Source organism: Rhodoferax sp. TS-BS-61-7, assembly GCF_002943465.1.
In the GTDB taxonomy this organism is placed as follows: Bacteria; Pseudomonadota; Gammaproteobacteria; order Burkholderiales; family Burkholderiaceae_C; genus Allorhodoferax.
Genome location: NZ_PTQY01000002.1, coordinates 514,366 through 540,257 on the forward strand (window position 1 = coordinate 514,366; position 25,892 = coordinate 540,257).

The 25,892-nt window shown below is 62.1% G+C and carries 23 protein-coding genes; 12 read left to right on the forward strand and 11 right to left on the reverse strand.

The annotated features are described in order from the left end of the window. Nucleotides 1-27: 27 nt before the first annotated feature. Both def and C5F53_RS08270 read left to right on the forward strand, forming a co-directional pair. Nucleotides 28-567, forward strand: a complete 540-nt coding sequence (def, locus tag C5F53_RS08265; protein WP_105260873.1) for a peptide deformylase — start codon at nt 28-30, stop codon at nt 565-567. 154 nt (nt 568-721) lie between these two features. Further along, a complete protein-coding gene (locus C5F53_RS08270; RefSeq protein WP_105260874.1) occupies nt 722-2,350 on the forward strand; it encodes a diguanylate cyclase domain-containing protein in 1,629 nt (542 codons plus the stop codon). Here C5F53_RS08270 and C5F53_RS08275 read toward each other — a convergent pair. Further along, nucleotides 2,340-4,937 carry a [protein-PII] uridylyltransferase gene (locus tag C5F53_RS08275; protein WP_105260875.1) on the reverse strand — a complete coding sequence of 866 codons (2,598 nt, stop codon included), beginning with the start codon at nt 4,935-4,937 and terminating at the stop codon, nt 2,340-2,342. The genes C5F53_RS08270 and C5F53_RS08275 overlap by 11 nt on opposite strands. 13 nt (nt 4,938-4,950) lie before the next feature. After that, complete coding sequence (map, locus tag C5F53_RS08280; RefSeq protein ID WP_105260876.1) at nt 4,951-5,760, reverse strand: type I methionyl aminopeptidase; 810 nt, start codon at nt 5,758-5,760, stop codon at nt 4,951-4,953. On the opposite strand from map, the gene C5F53_RS08285 reads away from it, so the two are divergent. Then, nucleotides 5,759-6,358, forward strand: coding sequence for a DUF2059 domain-containing protein (locus C5F53_RS08285; RefSeq protein ID WP_105260877.1), 600 nt, complete (start codon nt 5,759-5,761; stop codon nt 6,356-6,358). The genes map and C5F53_RS08285 overlap by 2 nt on opposite strands. Before the next feature lie 43 nt (nt 6,359-6,401). Here the strand turns inward: C5F53_RS08285 and C5F53_RS08290 are convergent, their stop codons facing one another. Continuing rightward, nucleotides 6,402-6,950: a PleD family two-component system response regulator gene (locus C5F53_RS08290; RefSeq protein WP_105260878.1), complete on the reverse strand. Its 549-nt coding sequence runs from the start codon at nt 6,948-6,950 to the stop codon at nt 6,402-6,404. 158 nt (nt 6,951-7,108) lie between these two features. Here C5F53_RS08290 and purL point away from each other — a divergent pair, with 158 nt between their 5' ends. The 4 genes from purL (at nt 7,109) to C5F53_RS08310 (ending at nt 12,504) form a co-directional block, all read left to right on the forward strand. Further along, nucleotides 7,109-11,134, forward strand: a complete 4,026-nt coding sequence (gene purL / locus C5F53_RS08295) for a phosphoribosylformylglycinamidine synthase (RefSeq protein ID WP_105260879.1) — start codon at nt 7,109-7,111, stop codon at nt 11,132-11,134. 13 nt (nt 11,135-11,147) lie between these two features. Next, complete coding sequence (locus C5F53_RS08300) at nt 11,148-11,519, forward strand: hypothetical protein (RefSeq protein ID WP_146097326.1); 372 nt, start codon at nt 11,148-11,150, stop codon at nt 11,517-11,519. 131 nt (nt 11,520-11,650) lie between these two features. Continuing rightward, the gene (locus tag C5F53_RS08305; protein ID WP_105260881.1) at nt 11,651-12,289 is read left to right on the forward strand and encodes an NAD(P)H-dependent oxidoreductase; all 639 of its coding nucleotides are present in this window, start codon (nt 11,651-11,653) and stop codon (nt 12,287-12,289) included. After that, complete coding sequence (locus C5F53_RS08310) at nt 12,286-12,504, forward strand: hypothetical protein (RefSeq protein ID WP_236635295.1); 219 nt, start codon at nt 12,286-12,288, stop codon at nt 12,502-12,504. The genes C5F53_RS08305 and C5F53_RS08310 overlap by 4 nt, the downstream gene beginning before the upstream one ends. Before the next feature lies 1 nt (nt 12,505). On the opposite strand, the gene C5F53_RS08315 is transcribed toward C5F53_RS08310, so the two are convergent. Further along, the gene (locus C5F53_RS08315) at nt 12,506-13,003 is read right to left on the reverse strand and encodes a Crp/Fnr family transcriptional regulator (RefSeq protein WP_105260882.1); all 498 of its coding nucleotides are present in this window, start codon (nt 13,001-13,003) and stop codon (nt 12,506-12,508) included. 147 nt (nt 13,004-13,150) lie between these two features. Further along, a complete protein-coding gene (locus C5F53_RS08320; RefSeq protein WP_105260883.1) occupies nt 13,151-15,169 on the reverse strand; it encodes a U32 family peptidase in 2,019 nt (672 codons plus the stop codon). A gap of 53 nt (nt 15,170-15,222) precedes the next feature. On the opposite strand from C5F53_RS08320, the gene C5F53_RS08325 reads away from it, so the two are divergent. Next, a complete protein-coding gene (locus C5F53_RS08325) occupies nt 15,223-16,443 on the forward strand; it encodes an MFS transporter (protein ID WP_105260884.1) in 1,221 nt (406 codons plus the stop codon). After that, entirely contained in the window at nt 16,440-17,165 is a 726-nt protein-coding gene (locus tag C5F53_RS08330) for a heparan-alpha-glucosaminide N-acetyltransferase (protein ID WP_105260885.1), read from the forward strand. The genes C5F53_RS08325 and C5F53_RS08330 overlap by 4 nt, the downstream gene beginning before the upstream one ends. Here the strand turns inward: C5F53_RS08330 and C5F53_RS08335 are convergent. The 6 genes from C5F53_RS08335 to C5F53_RS08360 form a co-directional block, all read right to left on the reverse strand. Continuing rightward, on the reverse strand, nt 17,162-17,923 hold the full coding sequence (locus tag C5F53_RS08335) for a FliA/WhiG family RNA polymerase sigma factor (RefSeq protein WP_105260886.1): 762 nt from the start codon (nt 17,921-17,923) through the stop codon (nt 17,162-17,164). The genes C5F53_RS08330 and C5F53_RS08335 overlap by 4 nt on opposite strands. Before the next feature lie 74 nt (nt 17,924-17,997). Further along, on the reverse strand, nt 17,998-18,780 hold the full coding sequence (locus C5F53_RS08340) for a peptidylprolyl isomerase (RefSeq protein ID WP_105260887.1): 783 nt from the start codon (nt 18,778-18,780) through the stop codon (nt 17,998-18,000). Nucleotides 18,781-18,805: 25 nt separating this feature from the next. Further along, nucleotides 18,806-19,099, reverse strand: a complete 294-nt coding sequence (locus tag C5F53_RS08345; RefSeq protein WP_105260888.1) for a BolA family transcriptional regulator — start codon at nt 19,097-19,099, stop codon at nt 18,806-18,808. After that, the gene (locus tag C5F53_RS08350) at nt 19,096-19,650 is read right to left on the reverse strand and encodes a septation protein A (RefSeq protein WP_105260889.1); all 555 of its coding nucleotides are present in this window, start codon (nt 19,648-19,650) and stop codon (nt 19,096-19,098) included. Before C5F53_RS08350 ends, C5F53_RS08345 begins: the two co-directional genes overlap by 4 nt. Next, nucleotides 19,647-20,054, reverse strand: coding sequence for a peptide-methionine (R)-S-oxide reductase MsrB (gene msrB / locus C5F53_RS08355; RefSeq protein ID WP_105260890.1), 408 nt, complete (start codon nt 20,052-20,054; stop codon nt 19,647-19,649). The genes C5F53_RS08350 and msrB overlap by 4 nt, the downstream gene beginning before the upstream one ends. Nucleotides 20,055-20,162: 108 nt before the next feature. Beyond that, nucleotides 20,163-21,647, reverse strand: coding sequence for a YdiU family protein (locus C5F53_RS08360; protein WP_105260891.1), 1,485 nt, complete (start codon nt 21,645-21,647; stop codon nt 20,163-20,165). A gap of 129 nt (nt 21,648-21,776) precedes the next feature. On the opposite strand from C5F53_RS08360, the gene C5F53_RS08365 reads away from it, so the two are divergent. The 3 genes from C5F53_RS08365 (at nt 21,777) to C5F53_RS08375 (ending at nt 25,886) form a co-directional block, all read left to right on the forward strand. Further along, nucleotides 21,777-23,405, forward strand: a complete 1,629-nt coding sequence (locus tag C5F53_RS08365) for a 3-(methylthio)propionyl-CoA ligase (RefSeq protein WP_105260892.1) — start codon at nt 21,777-21,779, stop codon at nt 23,403-23,405. Between the two features lie 107 nt (nt 23,406-23,512). After that, complete coding sequence (locus C5F53_RS08370; RefSeq protein ID WP_105260893.1) at nt 23,513-24,745, forward strand: branched-chain amino acid ABC transporter substrate-binding protein; 1,233 nt, start codon at nt 23,513-23,515, stop codon at nt 24,743-24,745. Nucleotides 24,746-24,851: 106 nt separating this feature from the next. Further along, entirely contained in the window at nt 24,852-25,886 is a 1,035-nt protein-coding gene (locus tag C5F53_RS08375) for a branched-chain amino acid ABC transporter permease (protein WP_105260894.1), read from the forward strand. Nucleotides 25,887-25,892: the final 6 nt, after the last annotated feature.

Here is a 25,892-nt window from a genome sequence, read left to right on the forward strand (position 1 = left end):
TGTGCCGGGCGAACAGAAAGGCAAACCATGACAGTGCGTGAAATTTTGAAGATGGGCGACCCACGCCTGCTGCGCGTGGCGCAACCGGTAACCGCATTCGACAGCGATGCCTTGCACCTGTTGATCACCGACCTGCTGGACACCATGCGGGCCGCCAACGGGGCTGGATTGGCGGCGCCGCAGATCGGCGTGGACCTGCAGCTCGTGATTTTTGGCTCCAACGACCGCAACCCGCGCTACCCGGACCGCCCCATTGTGCCGCCCACGGTGTTGTGCAACCCGGTCATCACGCCTTTGGGCGAGGCCGAGGAAAGCGACTGGGAAGGCTGCCTGTCGGTGCCGGGCTTGCGCGGCTTGGTGCCACGCTGGTCGCACATTCGCTACACCGGGTTTGACCAGTATGGCGACGCCATCGACCGCACGGTGGATGGCTTCCACGCCCGTGTGGTGCAGCACGAATGTGACCACCTGTGGGGCAAGCTCTACCCCATGCGCATGCGTGACTTCAGCCAGTTTGGCTACACCGAGGTGCTGTTCCCCGGGATCGCGGCTGCAGAAGACGATTGAGGCGGTGGGTTGCTATTTAATTAGTAGCTGCTTGCGCATATTCCACGAGGGCTAGGGCCCTAAAAGACTATAAACCCACGGGTTTGTATCAGGGTGGCGCACAGGCGCATTTGGCGCTAAGCTGAGGCACCATGATGCACGTCTGGTTCCACCCATGAGCGAGCCCGGTCGCCCCCTGTTGGCCGGTCTGGGTATTGGCCCCCGGATCGTGGTGGTGTTTGCGTTGGTGTTTGGTTGCATGGGTAGCCTGGGCTTGCTGCTGATGAAAAACAGCCTGCTGCCCACTTTTGACAACATGGAGCGCAACTTTGCGCTGGACAGCGCCAAGCGCGTGGTCAGCGGCTTTGACGAGCAGATGTCGACCGTGAGCGCGCTCAACCACGACTGGGCGTTTTGGGATCAGCTCTACCGCCACATGCAACGGCCCGACACCGTCTTCGAGCGCAGCAATATTGGCCAAGAGGCTATGCAAAGCTCCAACCTCCATGCCATTTTGCTGATGAATCTGCAGGGCCAGGTGCATGGCTTTGGCGCCCGGGCGTTTGGCGGTGGCACCGTGGCCCAGGCGGGGGATCTGGTGGCCCCACTGCTGCGGCGTTGGGCCAGGCAGCCGCAGCAAGCGGGGCGTACTGCGTGTGGCCTGGCGCGCCTGCAAAACGCGCTGTGCGTGGTCTGCTGGACCGGCATTGTGCAAAGCAACGGCATGGGCCCGGCGGTGGGAACGGTGGTGATGGCGCGCGAACTGGATGCCCGCACGCTGGAGGTGATGGCCCAGTACGCCGGCGCGGCCTTCACGGTCGAGAACACGGCCGCCCAGCCGGCCGAGACCGAGGTGGCCGCTGTGGCTTGGAAGCTGCCCGATTTCAACTACCTCCAACACGGCGACTTGCAGGCGCAGTTTGCGCCCGAAGCCATTACCCTGAAGTACCTGTTGCAGGACCTGGAGGCCCAACCGCTGGCCTGGGTGCGCATCCACATGGACCGCAAGCTCATGGCACAGGGCCAGCGCGTGATCAAGGACGTGCTGGTGCAGCTGGCCGTGGTGGCCCTGGCCACCGGCTTGGTGCTGCTGATCACGGTGCACTGGTGGCTGGTGCGCCCGATTGCCCGTTTGCGCCTGGATGTGGCTGAACTCAGCGCCACCCGGCGCTGGGAGCAAACCTTGGCCTACGACCGGCCGGATGAAATTGGCGCCCTGACCCAGGGCATCAACGGCCTGCTGGCGGTGCTGCGGGAGCAGGTCGGCACGCTGGAAACACTCTCCAGCACCGATGCACTCACCGGCATTGCCAACCGCCGCCAGTTTGACGAGCGCCTGGCCCACGAGCTGGTGCGCTTGGGGCGGCGTACAGAGCCTTTGTCTTTGTTGCTGCTGGATGTAGACCACTTCAAGCTCTACAACGACCGTTATGGCCACCCCGAGGGGGACGCGGTGTTGCGCCAGCTAGGCGCCTTGTTGCGCGCGAGTTGCCGTCAGCAAGATTTGCCGGCCCGCCTGGGCGGCGAAGAGTTTGCCCTGCTGCTGCCCGATACCGGCGATGCCGGTGCTGCTGCCATGGCCGACAAGGTCATGAAAGCACTGGCTGCGTTGGCCATACGTCACGACAGCTCCCCCACAGCCCCCCATGTCACGGTCAGCATTGGCATTGCCACTTGGTCTACCGTGCTGGCGGGTGGGCCGGCGGAGTTGTTTGCCCAGGCCGACAAGGCGCTGTACGCGGCCAAACACGGTGGACGCATGCGGGCCTGCGTGTACGGCACGCCTGCAGTGCCTAGGCTTTGAGGGCGTCCAGCAGCTCGGTTTCGATCTCGATCTGCGCGCGGTTGTGCTGCAGCTGCGGGCCGTGGATGAGAAAGGTATCTTCGACACGTTCACCCAGTGTGGCCACCTTGGCCAGCTGCACCACGATGTTGTGGCGCGCCAGAACGCGGGCTACGCTGTAGAGCAGGCCCAGCCGGTCGCTGGCCGAGATATTGAGCAGCCAGCGCTGCGCTTTTTCGTCGGGCTTGAGCGACACACGCGGCGCGATCGGGAAACTCTTGACCCGGCGTGAGACCCGGCCCCGGCTGGGCGCTGGCAGGGGGCCAGCCTCGGCAATGGCCTGCGACAGGCCGGTTTCCAGCAGGCTGGTCATCTCGCGGTAGTGCTCGTCCATGTCGGCCGTGGTCACCACTTGGAAGGTGTCCAGCGCATAACCCTGGTGGGTGGTGTGGACGCGTGCATCCAGAATGCTGAAGCCACCCTGGTCAAAGTAGCCACAGATGCGGGCAAACAAATCGGGCTGGTCTTGGGTGTAGACCAGCACCTGAAGGCCTTCGCCCACGGGCGAGCGGCGGGCCCGCACGATGGGCTGGGGGGTGCCCACATGGCGCGAGAGTTGTTTGGTGTGCCAGGCAATGTCGGCTGCGTCGTGGCGCATGAAATAACTCACGTCCAGCGTGTCCCACAGCGGCTTGTGCGCCTCAAACGGCATGGCGTACAGCGCAATCATCACCAAGGCTTCCCGTTTGCGGGCCTCCACCTCGGCATCGGGGTCGGGCGCACGGCCACCCAACACGCGGGCGGTGTATTTGTACAGGTCTTCCAGCAGCTTGCCCTTCCAGGCGTTCCACACCTTGGGGCTGGTGCCGCGGATGTCGGCCACGGTCAGCAGGTACAGCGCGGTCAGGTAACGTTCGTTGCCCACCCGCTTGGCAAACGCGGCAATCACCTCAGGGTCCGACAGGTCGGACTTCTGCGCAATGCGGCTCATGGTCAGGTGCTCGCCGACCAGAAACTCGATGAGTTGGGAATCTTCGGCGGCAATGCCATGCTGTTTGCAGAAGCGGCGTGCCTCGTCCACGCCCAGCTCCGAGTGGTCGCCACCGCGGCCTTTGGCAATGTCGTGGAACAGTGCGGCCACGTACAAAATCCAGGGCTTGTCCCAACCCGAGGCCAGTTGCGAGCAAAACGGATATTCATGCGCATGCTCCCCCATGAAGAAGCGCCGCGCATTGCGCAGCACCATCAGGATGTGCTGGTCCACGGTGTAGACGTGGAACAGGTCGTGCTGCATCTGGCCCACGATCTTGCGGAACACCCAGAGGTAACGCCCCAGCACCGAGGTCTGGTTCATCAGGCGCATGGCATGGGTAATGCCTTCGGGCGCCTGCATGATTTGCAGGAAGGTGGCACGGTTGACCGGGTCGCTGCGGAACTTGGCGTCCATCAGGTCACGTGCGTTGTACAGCGCGCGCAGTGTGCGGGCCGACAGGCCTTTCACGCCAACCGTGGTCTGGTAGATCAGAAAGGTTTCCAGAATCGCGTGCGGGTTGCGGCGGTACAGGTCGTCGCTGGCCACGTCGATCATGCCGGCCTTGTCGTTGAAATGCGCATTGATACGGCGTGGCGCATGGGTGGAGGGGTTGAGCCGCTCCTCAATGTTCAACAACAAAATCTGGTTGAGCTGGGTCACCGCTTTGGCAGCCCAGTAATACCGCTTCATCAGCGCTTCGCTGGCGCGCACAAAGTTGCGTTTGTTCGGGTCGGGCGCCAGGGTGATGTAGCCAAACGACTCGGCCACAGCGGTCTGCATGTCAAAGATCAGGCGGTCTTCACGCCGGTTGGCAATCAGGTGCAGGCGCGCGCGAATCAGCAGCAGCAGGGTCTCGTTGCGTTGGATCTGCTTGACCTCGAAATCCGTCGCCAGGCCGCTGGCCGCTAGGTCGGCCCAGTCCTTGCCATAGCCCGCCGCCTTGGCCACCCACAAGATCACCTGCAGGTCGCGCAGGCCACCGGGCGACTCTTTGCAATTGGGCTCCAGCGAGTAGGGCGTGTCTTCAAACTTGGTGTGGCGCTGGCGCATTTCCAGCGTTTTGGCCACAAAAAATGCCTTGGGGTCCATGGCCGCAAAAAAGGCCTGCTGGAACTGGGTCACCAGCGCCTGGTTGCCCGTGATGAGGCGGCACTCCAGCAGCGCGGTTTGCACCGTCACGTCTTTTTCGGCCTCGGCCAGGCAGTCGGCCAGGGTGCGCACGCTGGAGCCAATTTCCAGGCCCACGTCCCAGCAGCTACCAATAAAGGCTTCGATTTTCTTCTTGAGTTCGCTATCAAACTCGGGCGACTGGCCGTCGGGCAGCAGCACCAGCACGTCCACATCCGAGTGCGGGAACAGCTCGCCGCGTCCAAAACCGCCCACTGCCAGCAAGGCAAAGGGTTCACCCAGGCCAGCCTGCTGCCACAGGCGCACCAGCACGCTGTCGGTAAGCTGGGACATGCGTTGCAGCACCTTGCGCACGGCGCGCCCGGTCGATTGGGGCGCCGCAATGGTTTGCAGCAACTGCGCTTTGTGCGCGCGGTACTCGGCGCGCAGGGCCTGCAGCTCGGTCATGGGGTTTGGGAACTCAGGCGCTGACGAAGGCCGGGGTGGCCGGACTGCCTGCCGACAGCGTCATCACCTCGTAGCCGGTAGGAGTCACCAGCACGGTGTGCTCCCACTGGGCGGAGAGCGAGCGGTCTTTGGTGACGATGCTCCAGCCGTCTTTTTCAGGGCCGTCCTTGATGTCTTTGCCGCCGGCGTTGATCATGGGCTCAATGGTGAAGGTCATGCCTTCCACCAGCTTCTCCAGCGTGCCAGGGCGGCCGTAGTGCAACACTTGCGGCTCTTCGTGGAAGATGCGGCCGATGCCGTGGCCGCAAAACTCGCGCACCACGCTAAAGCCCTGGCCTTCGGCAAATTTCTGGATCGCATGGCCGATGTCGCCCAGGTGGATGCCGGGTTTGACCATTTTGATGCCGTGCCACATCGCGTCGTAGGTGATGGCGCACAGGCGCTTGGCGGCAATCGATACCTCGCCCACCATGAACATGCGACTGGTGTCGCCGTGCCAGCCATCTTTAATGACGGTGACGTCGATGTTGACGATGTCGCCCTTTTTGAGCTGCTTGTCGTTGGGGATGCCGTGGCAGACTTGGTGGTTGACCGAGGTGCAGATGGACTTGGGGTAGGGGATGTTGCCGCCGCCGGTGTAATTGAGCGGGGCGGGAATGCCGCCTTGGACCTGGGTGATGAAGTCGTGCGCCAGCTTGTCGAGTGCGTTGGTGGTGACGCCGGGTTGGACGAAGGGGGTGAGGTAGTCCAGAACTTCGGAGGCCAGCTTGCCCGCCACGCGCATGCCTGCAACGCCGTCAGCGTCTTTGTAGGTGATAGTCATGGGGCGGGATTATCCCAGACCCGATGCGTTTGCGTCTTTCGTTGCCGTTAGCATTGTGGTTTTCAGGGAGAAGAAGATGAAACGTATTCTTGTGGCGTCGCTGATTGCGGCGTGTTCATTGGTCTCGCATGCGGCGGCCCCCAGTCAGCAGTCTATTGAATTGCTGCTGAACCTGGTCCAGGTAGAGAAGATGATGGATTCGGTACGGCCCCAAATCCAGGGCCTGATGAAGTCCAGCATGGAGCAGGCCCTGGCAGGCAAAAAACCTACGGCAGAAGAGCAGAAAGTATTGGATCGCTACGTGGCCAGATCGTCAGAGATCATGGGCGAAACCTTGACCCCAGAGCTGATGAAATCGATCAACCTGCAGCTGTATTCCAAGTATTTCACCCAAGAAGAAGTGGATGGAATGATTGCCTTCTACCAAAGCCCGACGGGGCAGTCCATGATCGCAAAAATGCCTCAGGTCATGCAGGGCGTCATGGCCGCCATGCCCGCTTTGTTGAGCCCCATGATGGAAAAAATGCGTATGGCGAGTGAACAACTGGCGAATGATCTGCGCGCCTTGCAGAAGAAGCCTGGCAAAGCAGGCAACTGATCTCCGGGCTTAGGCCGCATTCAAGCGGGCTGGGTCAGCAGTGTCAACTGCCCAGCGGCGCGGGCATGGTCATGGGGGTTTTGCGGCGTGGCACGTGTTGCTCGTCCAGCAGGCGTTCGATGCGCTCAAACACCTCCAGCCGCGAGAAGGGCTTCTTCATGAAATCGTCCGCACCAATGGCGCTGCCAAAGAACTGCTCGGTGGCCTGCTCGTTGCCGCTGATCATGATGACCGGAATGGCGCGGGTCAGCGCGTTGCGGCGCAGCACCCGCAGGGCCGAAAAACCGTTCATTTGCGGCAGCACGATGTCCAGAAAAATCAGGTCCGGCGGATCGGCCATCACCATAGCCAGGCCGTTTTCGGCGTCGCCGGCAATGCGCACGTTCAGGCCAATGCTTTGCAAGATCTTGCGCAAGGCCGCGCATACGGTGGCCGAGTCGTCAATCACCACAATGCGCAGATCGGGCCGGGCATTGAGCCGCGGACGCACGCGCCGCTCGGGCAGATGCCCGGTGGGGTCGATGATGGGCAAAGGGGCCGCCGGGGCCGAGGGCGCCTGGAAAAGATTGCGAAATTTGGATAAAAGCGCCACTGACAATTCTCCGGTTGGCGGGACGGGCCTGCGCCCTGCCTAAATTGTGCGCCCGGGAAAGGCCTTCTGTCGCCCCAAAGCCCGCCGCACAGCCAGTTAAAATCACCGCTCACCCATCCAGCCCTTCGGGCACGCTTCATCTTTCCTAGGCCACCACCGTGACCCTGCACATCACTTCTTTCGAAGGCGGCAACGCCCTGAGCAATTTCCGCGTTCAACAGCTTTTGCCGCTTCTGCAGGGCGTGCATGACAAGATTTCGGGCATTTCTGCCCGATTTGTGCATCTGGTGGCCACCGAAACCCCGCTGGAGCAGCCCCTGGCCGCCAAATTGGCCGCCTTGCTGACCTATGGCGACCCCTACACCGGTCCGGTGGACGGTGCCAGCATCGTGGTCAGCCCCCGTTTTGGCACCGTGAGTCCTTGGGCGTCCAAAGCGACCGACATTGCCCACAACTGCGGTTTTGCCGTTAAACGTATCGAGCGCTTGGTGGAGTACCGCCTGACGCTGAAAAACGGGCTGCTGTCCAAAACCGCGCTGACACCCGAGCAACTGCAGGCCTTGGCCGCGCTGCTGCACGACCGCATGACCGAAAGCGCCATGCTGGACCGCGCCCAGGCACAGGAGCTGTTCAACGCGCTGCAGCCCGCGCCCATGGACCATGTGGATGTGCTGGGCGGTGGCAAGGATGCGCTGGTGAAAGCCAACACCCAGTTCGGACTGGCCCTGGCCGCCGACGAGATTGATTACCTGGTCAACGCTTTCACCACGCTGGGCCGCAACCCCACCGATGTGGAGCTGATGATGTTCGCCCAGGCCAACAGCGAACACTGCCGCCACAAGATTTTCAACGCCCAGTTCACCATCGACGGCGTGGCGCAGGACAAGAGCATGTTCGGCATGATCCGCAACACGCACCAACTGGCCCCCCAATACATGCTGGTCGCGTACTCGGACAACGCCTCCGTCATGGAAGGCGTGCAGGTCGAGCGCTTTGTAGCCAAATCAGCCTCTAGCCTCCGTGAAATAAGCGCAGCCAGCTACGAAAAACATAGCGAAACCAACCACATCCTGATGAAGGTGGAGACCCACAACCACCCGACTGCGATCTCTCCATTCCCCGGCGCCTCCACCGGCGCGGGCGGTGAAATCCGCGACGAGGGCGCCACCGGCCGCGGCTCCAAGCCCAAGGCGGGCCTGACCGGCTTTACCGTGTCCAAGCTCTGGGGCAGCACCATGGGCAAGCCCGAGCACATTGCCAGCCCGCTGCAAATCATGGTCGAAGGCCCGCTGGGTGGCGCAGCCTTCAACAACGAATTTGGTCGTCCCAACCTGCTGGGCTATTTCCGCGAATACGAACAGACCGTGGCCAGCGATGTGGACACCGTGGCACGCGGTTACCACAAGCCCATCATGATTGCCGGTGGCCTGGGCATCATCGATGCCGGCCAGACGCACAAGATCGAATTCCCCGCCGGCAGCCTGCTGATCCAATTGGGCGGCCCTGGCATGCGCATCGGCATGGGTGGCAGCGCCGCCAGTTCCATGGCGACGGGCGCGAACGCAGCCGAACTGGACTTTGACTCCGTGCAGCGCGGTAACCCCGAGATCGAGCGCCGTGCTCAGGAAGTCATCAACCAGTGCTGGATGCAGGGCGACCAAAACCCCATCCTGGCGATCCACGACGTGGGCGCGGGTGGCTTGAGTAACGCCTTCCCCGAGTTGACCAATGACGCGGGCCGTGGTGCGCGTTTTGACCTGCGTGCCGTGAAGCTCGAAGAGTCCGGCATGGCGCCCAAGGAAATCTGGTGCAACGAGAGCCAGGAACGCTATGTGATGGCGATTGCGCCCGAGTCGCTGGACCAGTTCACAGCACTGTGCGAGCGCGAGCGCTGCCCGTTTGCGGTGATTGGCGTGGCGACTGAAGAGCGCCAACTGCAGCTGGTGGACGAGGGCGCAGAGTCGCCCGTCGACATGCCCATGAACGTGCTGCTGGGCAAGCCGCCCAAGATGCACCGCGATGTGAAGACCGTGGCGCGTACCTTCAAGCCACTGGACCTGACCGGCGTGGACATCCAGAAGGCCGTCATCGACGTGCTGGCGCACCCGACCGTTGCGTCCAAGCGCTTCCTGATCACCATTGGCGACCGCACCGTCGGTGGCCTGACCCACCGCGACCAGATGGTGGGCCCCTGGCAAGTGCCTGTGGCAGATTGCGCCGTCACGCTGGCCGACTTCAAGGGTTTTGCCGGTGAAGCCATGTCCATGGGTGAACGCACGCCGCTGGCCGCGATCAACGCGCCTGCGTCCGGCCGTATGGCGGTGGCCGAGGCGATTACCAATCTGCTGGCTGCGCCGATTGAGCTGCCACGCGTCAAACTGTCTGCCAACTGGATGGCCGCCTGTGGCGAGCCCGGTGAAGACGCTGCGCTGTACGCCACGGTCAAGGCCGTGGGCATGGAGCTGTGCCCAGCCCTGGGCATTTCCATCCCAGTGGGCAAGGACAGCCTGTCCATGCGCACGCAATGGAAAGACGAGGGCAAGGACAAGAAGGTCACTTCCCCCGTGTCCCTGATCGTGAGCGGTTTTGCCACGTTGCAGGACGTGCGCGGCACGCTGACGCCACAACTGAACGCCACCGACGACACCACCCTGGTCCTGATCGACCTGGGCAAGGGCCAGCACCGCATGGCCGCCAGCATCCTGGCGCAAACGCTGGACCAGACCGGCGACACCGTGCCCGATCTGGACGACGCCAAAGACCTGGTGAACCTGGTGAGCGCTGTGAACGCCTTGCGTGCCAAGGGCCAAGTACTGGCGTATCACGACCGGGGCGACGGTGGCCTGCTGGCCACGGTGGCCGAAATGGCCTTTGCGGGCCGTGTGGGCGTGGCGCTGAATGTGGACATGCTGGTCACCGAAGGCGACGGCATCAGCGATAGCCGCATGGATGTGGGCGACAGCAAGAACTGGGCAGGGCAGGTGGGTGCCCGCCGTGAGGAACTGACGCTCAAGGCGCTGTTCAGCGAAGAGCTGGGCGTGGTGCTGCAGGTGCGTACGGCCGAACGCTCGGACGTTATGGCGACGCTGCGGGAGCATGGCCTGTCCAAGTTCAGCCACTTCATCGGCAAGACCCGTCCCGCCACCGACGCCATTGCCGCGGGCAAGGGTGAGCTACAAATCTGGCGCGACGCCAAGAGCATCTTCAGCGCCAAACTGGCCGACCTGCACCAGGTGTGGGACGCCGTGAGCTGGAAGATTGCCCAGCAGCGCGACAACCCCGTGTGTGCCGATGCCGAGCACGCAGCAGCAGGTGCCGAAAACGACCCCGGCCTGCATGTTTACATGCCAAATAGTGCCCTGGCCCTCGTGGAGTCTGCGCAAGCAGCTACTAAAACGATAGCGCCGGCGATCCTGAAAAACCGCCCCAAGGTGGCCGTGCTGCGCGAACAGGGCGTCAACTCGCATGTGGAAATGGCCTACGCCTTTACCGAAGCCGGCTTTGAGGCCTACGACGTGCACATGACCGACCTGCAGACCGGCCGCGCCAAGCTGGCCGACTTCAAGGGCGTGGTGGCCTGCGGTGGTTTCAGCTACGGCGACACACTGGGCGCTGGCATTGGCTGGGCACGCAGCATCACCTTCAACGACGGCCTGTCCGACCAGTTCAAGGCTTTCTTTGCCCGCCAAGACACGTTCGGCCTGGGCGTGTGCAACGGCTGCCAGATGTTTGCCGAGCTGGCGGACATCATCCCCGGCGCACAAGACTGGCCACGCTTCACCACCAACCAGAGCGAGCGCTTTGAGGCACGCCTCTCGCTGGTGGAAGTGCTGGAGTCGCCCAGCCTGTTCTTCAAGGACCTGGCCGGCATGCGCCTGCCGATTGCCGTGGCCCACGGTGAGGGCTTTGCCAACTTCAAGTACCGCGGCAATGCGGACAAGGCGATTGCAGCCATGCGCTACGTGGACAACAGCGGTGCGGCCACCGAAGCCTACCCGTTCAACCCCAACGGCAGCCCCGGCGGGTTGACCGCGGTGACCACGGCCGACGGCCGCTTCACCGCCATGATGCCGCACCCCGAGCGTGTGTTCCGTAATGTGCAGATGAGCTGGACCAACCTGGACCAGAACGCGCACAGCCCGTGGATGCAGCTCTGGCACAACGCGCGCAAGTGGGTGGCGTAAACGCCGCTGAGCTTTGGAACTAGCCGCCGTTCGACGCTTCTCCTATCTGGCCCCGGCCGCGGCGGTGGCGGTGCTGGGAGCCTTTACCACCATCTCTTGGTGGGCTTTGGCCATGGTTTTGGGAGGTGTGGTATTCGCTTGGGATTGGCTCTGGGGCGACGCCCATCTGATGCAAGCAGGGACGGGGGCCTGGTTTATAGGCGCCGGTGTTGTGGGTTTGCTGGCGTCGTACTTGTTGGCGCAGCGTTTGGGCCTGGGGGTGGCGGAGTTTCTGGCGTTGGCTTCTGGCGCCGCGCGCAGGGTCCGTTGGCTGTACAACTTGCCCGCCATCGCCGTGGGTAGCATGGTGTACGGCGGGTTGATCCTCAGCAAGGCAGACTGGTAGCACTTTTCGGGCATCCTGGCTGGGCGCCGGGGAATGCGGTAGGCCGCACTCCGTGAATTGGGTTCCTTGGCCTTGTAATCCGGCGAAGTTGCCCAAAATCTGTTGCCTTACCAACCAATTTTCGAGATGACATGTCCGATTTGATCCAGAAGCTGCAATGGCGTTACGCCACCAAAAAGTTCAACCCCGCCAAAGTGGTGCCCCAAGAGAAGCTGGACCGCATTCTGGAGGCGATTCGCCTGACCGCCACCTCCAGCGGCCTGCAGCCCTACGAAGTGTTTGTGGTGACCAGCAAAGAAGTGCGCGAGCGTATCAAACCGATCGCCTGGAACCAGGAGCAAGTCACCGACAGCTCGCACTTGCTGGTGTTTGCCGCCTGGGACAACTACACCGCCGACCGCATCAACACCATGTTTGATCTGGTGAACACCGAGCGTGGCTTCAAGAACGAAGGTTGGGAAAACTACCGCCAGATGCTGCTGGGCATGTACCCCCAGCGCGATGCCGAGGTTAACTACCAACACGCCGCCCGCCAGGCTTACATTGGCCTGGGTACCGCGCTGATTGCTGCAGCTGAAGAGCAGGTGGACGCAACCCCCATGGAAGGGTTCGATCCCAAGGCGCTGGACGAAATTTTGGGTCTGAAGGCCCGCGGCCTGCGCAGCGTGGCGATTCTGCCGCTTGGTTACCGCGCAGACGAGGGTGACTGGTTGGTGAGCCTGAAAAAGGTGCGCCGTGCCCGTGAGCAGTTTGTGACCGAAGTCGCATGATCCACTGGCGCCGCCTGTTCCAGCCACGCAAGCCTGCGTTCTGGCTCATGCTGGCGCTGAATGGGCTGTCCACGGCCCTGGTGTGGATCGTGCAGCACTACCCACTCACCGCATTGGCCAGTCTGGTCATTGCGGTGTTTGCCATTGGCAATGCCTGGTTGGGTTTGCGGCTGGCGTGGCAGCTGTTGTCCACCCCACCCAACCCGCCGCGATGAGCTAGGTCAGCGCCAGCCGTTTGCTGACATCGAGCATGCGGCTGGCCATTACCGCGCCTAGGGCCTGGCTTAGGGCCAAAGCCACGCTGGGGTGTTCGTGCGCGAGCGAGGCAAACCGGGCCAAACCCATCTCCCAGACTTTGCAGTCGCTATAGGCCGCCACCGAGGCATTACGCGGCAAGCCCGAAAAAAAGCTGCCTTCCCCCACCACCGTGCCAGGCCCCAAAATGGCCAGGTGCACCAGGCCTGCGCTGGTTTTGGTGTCCACCTTGAGGTCACCGCTTTCCAGAAAGTACAGGCTTCGCTCCCGGGCACCCTGGGCAATCAGCAGGTGCCCGCGTGGCAAGGTGGCGGGCTGCACGTACTGGGCGAGCACGCTCCAGCGGTAACTCTCCAGGAATTTGCCCAGCCCGCCTTCATCCGTGTTGCGGGCAATGGCCGCCGCCAGCGGGCTGACATCGTGGCTGCCTTGGGGGAGGGGAGCGGTCGAAGTCGTCATGTTGCGTCTCCGGTAAAGGACAAAACCCGATGGGTCGCCCAGGGCCTAGGGTAGCGAGTCTGGGCCGGGGCTGTCCAGTCCCTTCGGATAACACTTCACACAGGCATGGCTCTGCCGCATGGGCATGGGTCTGGCGTGTACCGCTCCTCAGTGGCCGAATTCCTGGCGTGGCCGGGTTTTGTGGAAAGCCATGGGCACGCCCTGCGCGGCCTCCAGCAGTTCTTGGCGGCTCTGGTTGGCCACACTGGTCTTCATCTTGCCCACCACATGCATCTCGCAGGGTTTGCAGTCAAAGCGCAGGGTAAGTTTTTCCTTGCCGTTGATGAGCTGGAGTGGCTCGGCCTTCACCTGGCCTTGCACGCCCATCACGCCCTTGGCCTGTTTGGGGCACAGGCTCAGCGAGAAGCGCACACAGTGTTTGGTGATCATCAGGCTCACTTCGCCAAGTTCTTCCACGGCCTCGTAGGCCGGGGCAATGACCTTCACGCCATGTTTGGCATAAAAGCCGTGGGCGGCCTGGTTGAACACGTTGGCCAGGTAGCTCAGGGTGCCCTCGGGGTAGGCCACAGGCGGCTCCACCGGTGGGGTGGGCGTCAGGCGCTGGAAGCCTGCTGCGCGGGCACGCTCCAGCGCTTCCACCGCCTCACGGCGCAGGGGGTTCAACACCGATGCAGGCACAAACAGGCCCTTAGCCCCCGTCACATCTGCGGAAGTTGCTTCAAAAATCGTAGCGCCCAGTTTGCTGATTTGGGTTCGGTTGCTGGCATCTGCGGCGGCAGGGTCTTTGGCAGGTTCAGGCCTCAGGTCAGTCTGGGCCGTGCCCACGAAGCCGTCTTCGTCGGTCAGCGTGAGCGCAATGCCCCGCGCCGTCTGCTGCAGGGTGGCCCAGACGCCAATACGCCGGTCGCTGCTTTTTTTGTCCAGCACGCGGGTCCAGTTCACATCGCGGTTGCGGTTCACCTCCACACCCTTGCGCAGGTCTTTCAGGCCGGGTAGCGGGTCTTTGGGGAAGACGCGCCACAGGCCCTTGGCTGCGTTCAGGGCCTCTGCGCGGTTGATGGCCAGGCCCACCAGTTCCTTCTGCAGGTCGTAGTAGCACAGGCCATCGCCGTTGCTGAGCGCCTGGTTGCGGTCGTTCAGTTCCAGCTCCACGCTGTCGGTGTTGACTTTGGTGACAAAACCAATGGTCTGGCCCGGGTTCTTGGGGCTGTCGAAGGCGCCGATGTCAATTTGGCGGCCCTGCACAAAGTAGTCGGTGAACTCGCGGTTGAAGTTCTGGTTCGGGTCGGGCTCGAAGGTGAACGTGGTGATGCCGCTGCTGCTACGTGCCAACGGTTGGTCCGAGTCTTGGCGGTCTTCGATCAGGCGGTCCAGCAGCTTGCGGTAATGGGCGGTGATGTTTTTCACATAACCCATGTCCTTGTAACGGCCCTCGATCTTGAAGCTGCGGATACCCGCATCCACCAGCGCGGCCAGGTTCTCGCTCTGGTTGTTGTCCTTCATGGATAGCACGTGCTTGTCGTGGGCTACAAAGCGGCCCTTGTCGTCCACCACCTGATAGGGTAGGCGGCAGGCCTGGCTGCACTCACCCCGGTTGGCGCTGCGGCCGGTGTGGGCGGCGCTGATGTAACACTGGCCGCTGTAGGCCACACACAGGGCACCGTGGATGAAAAACTCCAGCGTGCACTTTTCAGGATCAGTGGCGGCGCGGATGGCTGCGATTTGTTGGGTGGTGAGTTCACGCGCCAGCACGATCTGGGAAAGCCCCACGTCCTGTAGAAAACGCGCTTTTTCAGGCGTGCGGATGTCGGTCTGGGTGCTGGCATGCAGTTGCAGCGGTGGCATGTCGATGGCCAGCAGGCCCATGTCCTGCACGATCAGGGCATCGACCCCGGCTTCATACAGCTGCCAGGCCTGCTGGCGCGCGGGCTCCAGCTCGTCATCCCGCAGGATGGTGTTCATGGTGACGAAGATGCGGCTGTTGAAGCGGTGCGCATGGTGCGCCAGTCGCGCGATGTCGGCCACGCTGTTGTCGGCACTTGACCGTGCGCCAAAACCGGGGCCACCGATGTAGACCGCATCGGCCCCGTGGTTGACGGCTTCGATGCCGATGTCTGCCGTACGTGCAGGTGCCAAAAGTTCAAGTTGAAAATCTTGCAAAGACATGGCTTGGGATTATCCCAGCCGCCGATCCCAGGCGGTACACTGCGGCGCTTCCCATGGTCCAAGTTCCTACACCCACACCCTCTACCCATTGGCCCCGTGTGGCCGTGTTATGGCTCAGCGGCATTTTGGCCGCCATGCAATTTGCCAAAATTGCCGTGGCATTTGTTGAGTTGCAAAACCACTACGCGGCCACCGCTGCCAGCATGGGCTGGGTGTTGTCCACCGTGGGGATGGTGGGCCTCTTGCTGGGGGTGACCATGGGGCTGCTGGCCCCGCGCATCGGTTACCGGCGCCTGCTGGTGGGTGGTTTGGGCCTGGGGGCGCTGCTGGCCTTGTCCCAGTCATTCCTGTTGCCCTTGCCCTGGTTTTGGGCCAGCCGCGTACTCGAAGGGGCCTCGCACCTGGCCGTGGTGGTGGCCGCGCCAACCCTCATGGCCGCCAGCGCCGCGCCGCAGCACCGGGCCATTGCGATGGGGCTGTGGAGCACCTTTGTTGGCGTGGCCTTTGCCATTACCGGTGCGGCGGGGCTGCCTTTTATTGACCGTTTTGGGCTTGCAGCCCTGTTCCAGGTTCATGCGTTGGGCTTGGCGGTGGTGGCTGTGGCGGTCGCGCTACTTTTGCCCGCCGATGTGCTGCGCCAACGCGCACCAGGGGCGCCTACCCAGTGGCACCTAATGCCCTTGCACCTGCAGGCCCTGCTTCGACAACATGTTCACATCTATACACGCTGGACCACCGCTTTGCCGGGTCTGTGTTTTCTGGGCTACACCGGCATGGCGGTAGCGCTGCTGACGTTTTTGCCCCAGCAGGGTGGTGCAGACCGGGTTTGGCTTGCCGCCACCTTGCCGCTGACCGGGGTGGCAGGTACGTTTTGCGCCGGCTGGGTGGCGCAGTACTGGTTGTCACCGCTGCGCCTGACGCGCTGGGCTTTTGTCTCGGTCGGAGTGAGCGGCCTAGCCTGGGGTGTGGGGTTGTGGGCGGGCTGGTGGGTGGCACCGGTGGCGCTGGTGCTCATGTTTGCGGCCGGACTAGCAGGGGGGAGTTCGTTTGCGCTGATTCCTTTTCTGAACGAGGAGCCCGCCCAGCAGGCCCGCGCCAATGGCGCCGTGGCGCAAATGGGTAACCTGGGCGCTACGCTGGGGCCCCCCTGTTTTGCATTGGCCATCAGTGGTCTGGGAGGCAGTGGCCTGGCGTTGTGTGTGCTGCTGTGCGCCAGTTTCGGGCTCTCCCTGAGCCTGTGGGGCACGGCCCAGCAGAGGCGTGGCGCTGCATGAAGCCTTTGCGCCACGCCAGTGTTGACGTGCTGCGCGGCGTGGCCATGCTGTGGATGACGGTTTATCACTTCTGTTTTGACCTGCAAAACGCGGGTTTGATACAGCAAAACTTTTACACCGATCCGGTGTGGACATGGCAGCGCACTTTCATTCTGAGCCTGTTTTTGTTGTGCGCCGGGGCCGGGCAGGCGCTGGCCGGCCAACAAGGCCAGCGCTGGCCCCAGTTCTGGCGACGCTGGGGGCAAATTGCCCTGTGTGCGCTGCTGGTCACGGCGGGTTCTGCGCTCATGTTTCCCAACAGCTACATCTACTTTGGCGTACTGCACGGCATGGCTGTGATGCTGCTGATCGCGCGCCTTACCGTGCACTGGGGCCGCTGGCTCTGGTGGCTGGGGGCGCTGGCAATTGCTATGCAATACATAGCTGCTCGCGCAATGGATACGGGCTGGTTGGCCACTTTCTTTAATGAAACACCGCTCAACTGGTTGGGCTTGATCAACACCAAACCCATCACCGAGGACTATGTTCCGCTGGTCCCATGGATGGGTGTCATGTGGTGGGGCGTGGCCGCCACCCAGTGGTGGCTGCGCCGGCGGTTAGCTGGCCCGGCCTGGGTGCCTGGGCCAGCCCTGCGTCCGCTGGCCTGGCTGGGAGCCTGGAGCCTGAGTTACTACATGCTGCACCAGCCGGTGCTGCTGGCACTGCTGTGGCTCGCCGCCTAACGTACCGCCCGGCGCGGCTGTAGCAGTTGCTGGTTTTGCTCGGCGTCCAGCAGCTGCGCGCGCAAGCCGGCGATGGCGCTGGCGTGGAGTTGGGAGACACGGGATTCGCTCAGGCCCATCCGCGTACCGATCTCGTGCATCTTGTGCTCCTCCACGTAATACAGGTTGAGTAATTCCTGCATCTGCGCATTAAGTGCCCGCAGGCTGCTGGCCAGTGCCTTGCGAAACACCGAGCGTTCCAGCAGCACCAGCGGGTCGGTATCGCTGCCTGCACATTGCTCCAGGTAGCCGTGCATGTCGGCGTTTTCGGCCAGGTCGTCCAGCGAAACCAGCAAATACCCATGCGCTTGCTGCAGCAGCTGGCGGTAGTCCTCCAGCGCCATGTCCATGGCTTGGGCCACTTCGCCTTCGGCTGGGGCACGCCCCAATTGGTGGCCTAGCTGCTGCAGGGTTTGCTCTACCAGCCGCATGCTGCGGCGTACCTGGCGGGTGGCGGGGTCCAGGGCCCGCAGGCCGTCGATCATCGCCCCGCGGGCGCGCTGGGCCAGGTAATGCTCAAACTCCGCCCCAGATGTCTCCCGCGTGGTGCGGATGATGGCGTCAATCAGCCCCAGCATGCCGTCCTGCACCAGATCGTCCGTCAGCACATTGGGCGGCATGTTGTGGGCCAGGGAGCGCGCAATCTTGCCCACCAGCGGGCTGTGCTGGCGCACCAGCTGCTGGTCGTCCGGGTGGCTAAGGTCGGGTTTGCGGCTCATAAAAACGACGGGCAAAGAAAAAGCGCGGCCGGGGCCGCGCTTTGACTGTAATGCTTCGCAGAAAGCCCGGGGAATTATTCCACCTTGGCTTTGGCGCGCAGGTCTTCCTGGAACTTGCCCATCTTCTGCTGGGTCAGCTGTTGGGCGATCTGGGGCTTCACGTCCTCAAGCTTGGGCAACTGGGGATCGCGGATGTCTTCGAGACGAATGATGTGATAACCAAACTGGGTCTTCACCGGGGTCTCGGTGGTTTTGCCCTTGGCCAAAGCTACCAATGCGTCCGAGAACTCTTTCACGTAGTTGCTGGGGTTGGCCCAATCCAGGTCACCGCCATTGGCGCCGGAGCCGGGGTCCTTGGACTCTTTCTTGGCGATGTCTTCAAACTTGCCGCCCTTTTTCAGCTTGGCAATGATGGCCTTGGCCTGATCTTCTTTTTCGACCAAGATGTGGCGGGCGCGGTATTCCTTGCCAGCGTTGGTCGCGGCAAACTTGTCGTACTCGGCCTTGATTTCTTCATCGGTCACCGGGTTCTTCTTCTGGAAGTCAGCAAACAGTTCCCGAATCAGGATGGACTGGCGGGTCAGTTCCAACTGGTTCTTGTAGTCCTCGGTGGCGTCCAGGCCGCGGGCCTGGGCTTCCTGCACGAAGATTTCGCGGGCGATGATTTCTTCCTTCAGCTGGCCTTGCATTTCGGGCGTCACGGGACGGCCGGAGCGCTTCACCTGTTCGGCCAAGGCATCCACGCGGGACTTGGGAACGGCTTTGCCGTTCACGATGGCGATGTTCTGGGCCATGGCGACCGAGGCGGCGCTCAGCAGCGCAGCGGCGGCCAGGGCGGTCAAAATGTGCTTCTTCATACCGTTTCCTTCAGGGATACTTTTATCAAGTGGGGGTGCTGCCAGAGGGCGAGTCTTCGGCCTCAATGGCCAGGGCATGCAAGCCCTGATCAATGAAATCTTGCAGCGCATCATACACAAGGCGATGGCGCGCCACACGGCTCTTACCTGTAAACAATTGTGAAGCGATACGCACCCGAAAGTGGGTACCAAAACCCGTGTCATTGGCACCTACATGGCCGGCGTGTTGGTAGCTTTCGTCCAGCACTTCCAGGCGGCTAGGGGCCAGCCGTTCTTGCAGGCGAATCTGCAGGTTGGCGGCGGTGGGGGTGGCGGTCATGGTGCGGGTTTGTCCTGGGATGCTTCGTCCCCCTTGAGATAGGGCGAAATGTACAGCCCCTGCCCAATGATGAACACCAGCGGAAACACATAACCCCAGAGCTTGAAGTTCACCCAGGTCTCGGTGCTGTAGTACAGCACCACATAGGCATTGATGGCCGCCATGAACAAGGTATAGACAATCCACGCCACATTGAGCTTGTGCCAGATGCTATCGGGCAGCTCCAGCTGGCTGCCCAGCAGCAGCTTGAGGAAGTTTTTCTTCAGGCCCCAGACGGCCACCGCCAGGGCAATGCCCATGACGGTGTACAGCACCGTGGGCTTCCACTTGATGAAGCGGTCGTCGTGCAGCGCCAAGGTCATGGCGCCAAAGCCCAAAATCAGCACCAGTGTGATCTTGTGCATGACTTGGAGCTTGCGGTCCATGCCGTAAATCACGGCCATCTGCAACACGGTGGCACCCATGAGCACGGCAGTACCCACGTAGATGTCGTAAAACTTGTAGGCGCCGACGAACAGCAGGATGGGGAAAAAGTCGAGGAAGGTTTTCATGCAGGCGTGAAGTGTAGCGATGCCGAGTTCATGCAATAACGCAGGCCGGTGTCGGTGGGGCCGTCATCAAACACATGGCCCAGGTGCGCGCCGCACTGGCTGCACACGGTTTCCACCCGCCGCATGCCGTGGCTGGTGTCGGTGATTTCCTTAATGGCGCCGGGGACGGCCAGCGAGAAGCTGGGCCAGCCGCAGTGCGCGTCGAACTTGGTCTCGGAATCAAACAGCGTGTTGCCGCAGCAGATGCAATGGTAGCTGCCATCGGCCCACTGGCGTTCGTACTTGCCGCTGAACGGGCGCTCGGTGGCGGCGTGGCGCGTCACCTGAAAGGCCGCGGGTTCGGCGCCTTTCTCGGCCAGCAGGGCCTTCCATTCGTCGTCGGTTTTGGTCACGGGGTACGTCATAGAGGTTCCTTGGTTAAGTCTTGTTTTCCCGCCGGGCCGTCCCAAGGGGAGACATGCCCCCTTGGGGGACAGCGACCCGCAGAGCGGTGGAGCGTGGGGGCCACATCCTCAGGAGCTGCAGCTGATGGCGATGCTGCCCGCCCAGTCGGGCGGAAAGTCGGCCCAGGCCGCGTGCTCCTCGTGTTCGTCGAACGGGTGCTCCAAAACTTTCAGCACATCGGCGACCACGGTGAAATCCTTGCGCTTGGCGGCTTGGATGGCCTCTTCGCCCAAATGGTTCCGCAGCACATACCTGGGGTTGGTTTTAAGCATCAAATCGGCCGCTAGCCCTCGTGGAATATGCGCGAGCAGCTCCGAATACGATAGCAACCAGGCATCAAACCCGGTCCGATCCAGAAACAGGTCACGCACCGAGGCGTCATCTGCGCGCTGCTCGCGCGCCCAGTGGCTCAGGCGGCGCCAGAAGATGGTGAAGTCCACCTTGTCGGCCGCCAGCAATTTCAGAATGTCTTCGATCAGCGGGCGGTGCGCCTCCTGCAGCTCGGCAAAGCCCAGTTTGGCGGCCATGCGTTGGGCAAATGCCAGCGGGTAAATGGCTTTGAAGGTTTCCAGCGCTGCAATGGCTTGTTCCTGCTCGGCGATCAGTGGCATCAGCGCCTGGCCCAGGCAAAACAGGTTCCAGTACGCCACATTGGGTTGTTTGTAAAAGGCGTAACGGCCCTGGTGGTCCGAATGGTTGCAGATGTGGCCGGGGTCGTAGGCGTCCATGAACTGGAAGGGGCCGTAGTCAATCGTCAGCCCCAGGATGCTCATGTTGTCGGTGTTCATCACCCCGTGGCAAAAGCCTACAGACTGCCACTGCGCAACCATTTGCGCGGTGCGCTCGGTCACCGCGGCCAGCAGGCACACATAGGGGTTGCCGCCCCAGCGCGCATCGGTGCGGCATTCGGGGTAATGGGTGTCGATCACAAAGTCGGCCAGCACCTTGAGCTGGTCGTGGTGCCCGTGGTGGCAAAAATGCTCGAAGTGGCCAAAGCGGATAAAGCTGGGTGCCAGGCGTGTGACCACGGCCGCGGTCTCCATCTCTTCGCGGCGCACCGGCGCGTCCGAACCCGTCACGCACAGCGCACGTGAGGTGGGGATGCCCAGGCCGTGCATGGCTTCGCTCCCCAGGAATTCCCGAATGCTGCTGCGCAAGACGGCGCGCCCATCGCCCATGCGGGAGAACGGGGTCAGCCCCGCGCCCTTGAGCTGCACCTCCCAGCCCGGCGTTTCGCCCAGCAGGATGGCTCGGCCATCGCCCAACTGGCCGGCCCACTGTCCAAACTGGTGGCCGCTGTAAACACTGGCCAGTGACAGCCCACCCGCGAGCGGGCGGTTGCCGGTAAAGGCTTGCAGGGCGTCGTCCGACTGCAGCCACTGCGGCCCCAGGCCCCAGGCCTGCGCGGCGCTGCTGCTGCGGCCCACCCAGTAGGGGGCAGGCAAGGGGGTGGGGGAGAGTGCGGCGTAAAAGTCATCGCCCAGCGTGGCAAAGCGATTGACCCAGGACAGACCCACCTCCAGTGGGTCGTCCAGATGTGACGAAATAGGCATGGCTGAATTGTCCCGCATATGACTAATGCAGGCCTTTTTCAGGGGCTTGCTGGGATTACCATGCGGCGACGCGTAGGCGACACCCGTCGCGGCGCGCAGCGATCGTCCAAATAATTACAGAGGTGACCCATGTTAGGTTTGATGCAAAGCCAGCAACTGCTGATTTCTACCCTGATTGATTTTGCGGAGCGCCACCATGGCGAGGGTGAAGTGGTGTCACGTCGCGTGGAAGGGGATATCCACCGCACCACCTACAAAGAAGTGGCGGTGCGCGCCCGCAAGGTGGCCCATGCATTGGACCAGTTGGACCTGGCGTTCAGCGACCGCGTAGCCACGCTGGCCTGGAATGGCTACCGGCACCTGGAGCTGTACTTTGGTGTGAGCGGCTCGGGCCGCGTGTTGCACACGCTGAACCCGCGCCTGCACCCGGACCAGATCGTCTGGATTGCCAACCACGCGGAAGACCAGGTGCTGTGTTTTGACATGACCTTCCTGCCCATCGTCATGGCCGTGCACAGCCGCTGCACCACCATCAAACATTTCATTGCGTTGTGCGACGCGGACAAGCTGCCCGCCGACACCGGCATCCCCGGTCTGCAAAGTTACGAAGCCTGGATGGGGGGCCAACCCGAGCAATACAGCTGGCCCGAGTTTGACGAAAACTCGGCCTCCAGCATGTGCTACACCAGTGGCACCACCGGCAACCCCAAGGCTGCGTTGTACAGCCACCGCTCCACCATCCTGCATGCGTTCTCGGGTGCCTTGCCTGATGCCCTGAACATGAGTGCACGCGACAGCGTGCTGCCGGTGGTGCCCATGTTCCACGTCAACGCTTGGGGCCTGCCGTATTCCGCCGCCATGACCGGTGCCAAACTGGTGTTCCCCGGCCCCGCCATGGACGGCAAGTCCATCTTTGAGCTGATCGAATCCGAGAAGGTCAGCTTTGCTGCCGGTGTGCCCACGGTGTGGCAAATGATGCTGGCGCACATGCAGTCTGCCAGTCTCAAGTTCTCCACCCTCAAGCGCACCGTGATTGGCGGTTCGGCCTGTCCGCCGGCCATGATCACCGCGTTTAACGATGTGTACGGCGTGGAAGTGCTGCACGCCTGGGGTATGACCGAGATGTCGCCCCTGGGTACGGTGTGCACGCTCAAGAACAAACACCTGCCCATGGACTCGGCCGACAAGATGAAGGTGCGCCTGAAGCAGGGCCGCGGTATTTATGGCGTGGACATGAAGATCGTGGACGAGGCTGGTGCAGAGCTGCCCTGGGATGGCAAGGCCTATGGCGACCTGCTGGTCAAAGGCCCCTGGATCATCAGTGAATATTTCAAAGGCGAGGGCGGTTCGCCGCTGGTGGATGGCTGGTTCCCCACGGGTGATGTGGCCACCATCGACCCCGATGGTTATATGCAAATCACCGACCGCAGCAAGGACGTGATCAAGTCCGGCGGCGAATGGATCAGCTCGATTGATGTGGAGAACATTGCCATGGCCCACCCCGCCGTGGCCATGGCCGCGTGCATCGGCATGAAGCACCCCAAATGGGACGAGCGCCCCATCATTGCGGTGGTCAAGAAGCCTGGCAGCGATGTCACACGCGATGAGTTGCTCGCCTTTTACGAAGGTAAAACAGCGAAGTGGCAGGTGCCCGACGACGTGGTGTTTGTGGATGCAATTCCGCTGGGCGGCACGGGCAAGATGCAGAAGAGCAAGTTGCGTGAAATGCTGCGGGACTACCGCTTGCCCGCGCTCTAAAACAGTGCGCGCAGTCGCATGGGTGATACCTCTTGGTGGAAACCCTTGCGCTGCACTGCACAAATAAATGTACGCTGCGCAGGCTTGAGTTTTACAGGAGACAAACCATGACAACCACACTCAAATTCATCGCTGCAGCTGCCTTGGTGGTCTGTGCCCAAAATGCCCTCGCGCAAAAAGGCGAGACCGTCAAAATCGCCTGGATCGACCCCTTGTCCGGCTTGATGGCGCCCGTGGGCACCAACCAGCTCAAGAGCTTTCAGTTCTTTGCCGAAAAGTTCAGCACCAACAACCCTGCAGGCGTCAAATTTGAAGTCATTGGCATTGACAACAAACTCAGCCCCACCGAGAGCCTGAACGCGCTCAAGTCGGCCCTGGACCAGGGCGTGCGTTACATCACGCAGGGCAATGGCTCGGCCGTGGCCGGTGCGCTGATTGACGCTGTGGCCAAACACAACGAACGCAACCCCGGCAAGGAAGTCATCTTCCTCAACCACTCCGCCGTGGACCCCGATTTCACCAACAGCAAGTGCAACTACTGGCACTTCCGTTTTGACGCAGACACCTCCATGAAGATGGAAGCCATGACCACCTTCATGGCCGACAAAAAAGACGTGAAAAAAGTCTACCTGCTGAACCAAAACTACTCGCATGGTCAGCAGGTGTCGCGCTACGCCAAAGAGACCCTGGCCCGCAAGCGCCCAGACGTGCAAATCGTCGGCGACGACCTGCACCCCCTGGCCCAGGTGCGCGACTTTTCGCCCTACATCGCCAAGATCAAGGCCTCGGGTGCCGACACGGTGATCACCGGCAACTGGGGGTCTGACTTGGCCCTGCTGGTCAAGGCAGCCAACGAAGGCGGCTACACCGGCAGCTTCTACACCTACTACACCGGGGTGAGCGGCACGCCCACCGCGCTGGGCACCAACTCTGCCGGCCGTGTCTACCAGATCGCGTACAGCCACTACAACATGGGTGGCCAGATGGACAAGTGGACAGCCGACTTCAAGACCAAGTTCAACGACGACTTCTACACCGGCTCCGTCATCCACATTTACACCGCCCTGAGCGAAGCCATGGCCAAGGCCAAGTCTACCGATCCCGTCAAGGTGGCGGTGGCCCTGGAAGGCATGAAGTTCAAGAGCTACAACGGTGAGGTGGAAATGCGCAAGACCGACCACCAACTGCAGCAGCCCCTGTACATGACCGTATGGCAAAAGGCGGATAAGAAGTACCCCTACAGCCCTGAAAACACCGGCATGACCTTGGCCCCGGTCAAAACCTTCGAGTCTTACGTGTCCAGCACCCCCACCAGCTGCCAGATGAAGCGCCCGGGCTAAGCGGTCATCGGTGTAGCGTACGCAGGCCCGACCCGGTCATCCTTGTCGGGCCTTTTTTTGGGTGGATGCCCTGTGCATCTGCCGCGGGTTGAAAGGTAGTTAGCGGATGGAGTTTTTCATCATTTCGATGCTGAACGGTTTGAGCTACGGGCTCCTGCTGTTCATGCTCAGCGCCGGCCTGACGCTGATCCTCAGCATGATGGGCGTACTCAACTTTGCGCACGCCAGCTTTTACATGGTGGGGGCCTACCTGGGCTACACCGTGTCGGGCTGGGTGGGCTTTTGGCCTGCGCTGGTGGTGGCCCCGTTGGTGGTGGGCGCCATGGGCGCCGTATTTGAGCGTGTGGCCCTGCGCAAAGTGCACAAGTTTGGCCACGTGCCCGAACTGCTGATCACCTTTGGCCTGTCCTACATCCTGCTGGAACTGGTGCAACTGATCTGGGGCCGCACTGCGCTCGAATTCAAGCCACCCGTCTCACTGCAAGGCCCGGCCTTTACGCTGGTGAACCATGCGGTGAACGGCCTGCAGCTGGTCTGGGGCGCTGCACCGGCCGAGCTGTGCGCGGCAGCCGATGCTGCGGTGCGCGTGGTGTGTTCGCCATTTCCCATGACGCGTGGTTTCATGATGGTGATTGCGCTGCTGATGCTGCTGGCACTTTGGCTCATGTTGACGCGCACCCGCATTGGCCTGGTCATCCAGGCGGCATTGACCCATCCTGAAATGGTGGAGTCCCTGGGCCACAACGTACCCCGCGTCTTCATGCTGGTGTTTGGCGTAGGCACGGGGCTTGCCGGCTTGGCCGGCGTCATCGGTGGCAGCACCTTTGTGACCGAGCCGGCCATGGCAGCCACTGTGGGCTCCGTTATCTTTGTCGTGGTGGTGGTGGGTGGCATGGGCTCGCTGTCCGGTGCCTTTCTGGCGTCGGTGCTCATCGGCGTGATCCAGACCTTTGCCGTGGCGTTTGACTACTCCATGCTCGATGTGTTGCCCACTCTGGGTGTGCAGGTGACCGATACGCTGCGCAACAACTCGGTGGCCAAGCTCACCATCGCCCAGGTCGCCCCCATCTTGCCTTACCTGTTTTTGGTTTTGATTTTGATTTTCAGGCCCAAGGGGTTGCTTGGCACCCGGGAAGGCTGATTGACT

Bases quoted from the DNA above. Each gene is read 5' to 3' on its own strand.
- def (WP_105260873.1), top strand. From the start codon at position 28: ATGACAGTGCGTGAAATTTTGAAGATGGGCGACCCACGCCTGCTGCGC.
- C5F53_RS08270 (WP_105260874.1), top strand. From the start codon at position 722: ATGAGCGAGCCCGGTCGCCCCCTGTTGGCCGGTCTGGGTATTGGCCCC.
- C5F53_RS08275 (WP_105260875.1), bottom strand. From the start codon at position 4,937: ATGACCGAGCTGCAGGCCCTGCGCGCCGAGTACCGCGCGCACAAAGCG.
- C5F53_RS08285 (WP_105260877.1), top strand. From the start codon at position 5,759: ATGGGGCGGGATTATCCCAGACCCGATGCGTTTGCGTCTTTCGTTGCC.
- map (WP_105260876.1), bottom strand. From the start codon at position 5,760: ATGACTATCACCTACAAAGACGCTGACGGCGTTGCAGGCATGCGCGTG.
- C5F53_RS08305 (WP_105260881.1), top strand. From the start codon at position 11,651: ATGTCCGATTTGATCCAGAAGCTGCAATGGCGTTACGCCACCAAAAAG.
- C5F53_RS08310 (WP_236635295.1), top strand. From the start codon at position 12,286: ATGATCCACTGGCGCCGCCTGTTCCAGCCACGCAAGCCTGCGTTCTGG.
- C5F53_RS08315 (WP_105260882.1), bottom strand. From the start codon at position 13,003: ATGACGACTTCGACCGCTCCCCTCCCCCAAGGCAGCCACGATGTCAGC.
- C5F53_RS08320 (WP_105260883.1), bottom strand. From the start codon at position 15,169: ATGTCTTTGCAAGATTTTCAACTTGAACTTTTGGCACCTGCACGTACG.
- C5F53_RS08325 (WP_105260884.1), top strand. From the start codon at position 15,223: ATGGTCCAAGTTCCTACACCCACACCCTCTACCCATTGGCCCCGTGTG.
- C5F53_RS08330 (WP_105260885.1), top strand. From the start codon at position 16,440: ATGAAGCCTTTGCGCCACGCCAGTGTTGACGTGCTGCGCGGCGTGGCC.
- C5F53_RS08335 (WP_105260886.1), bottom strand. From the start codon at position 17,923: ATGAGCCGCAAACCCGACCTTAGCCACCCGGACGACCAGCAGCTGGTG.
- C5F53_RS08340 (WP_105260887.1), bottom strand. From the start codon at position 18,780: ATGAAGAAGCACATTTTGACCGCCCTGGCCGCCGCTGCGCTGCTGAGC.
- C5F53_RS08345 (WP_105260888.1), bottom strand. From the start codon at position 19,099: ATGACCGCCACCCCCACCGCCGCCAACCTGCAGATTCGCCTGCAAGAA.
- C5F53_RS08350 (WP_105260889.1), bottom strand. From the start codon at position 19,650: ATGAAAACCTTCCTCGACTTTTTCCCCATCCTGCTGTTCGTCGGCGCC.
- msrB (WP_105260890.1), bottom strand. From the start codon at position 20,054: ATGACGTACCCCGTGACCAAAACCGACGACGAATGGAAGGCCCTGCTG.
- C5F53_RS08360 (WP_105260891.1), bottom strand. From the start codon at position 21,647: ATGCCTATTTCGTCACATCTGGACGACCCACTGGAGGTGGGTCTGTCC.
- C5F53_RS08365 (WP_105260892.1), top strand. From the start codon at position 21,777: ATGTTAGGTTTGATGCAAAGCCAGCAACTGCTGATTTCTACCCTGATT.
- C5F53_RS08370 (WP_105260893.1), top strand. From the start codon at position 23,513: ATGACAACCACACTCAAATTCATCGCTGCAGCTGCCTTGGTGGTCTGT.
- C5F53_RS08375 (WP_105260894.1), top strand. From the start codon at position 24,852: ATGGAGTTTTTCATCATTTCGATGCTGAACGGTTTGAGCTACGGGCTC.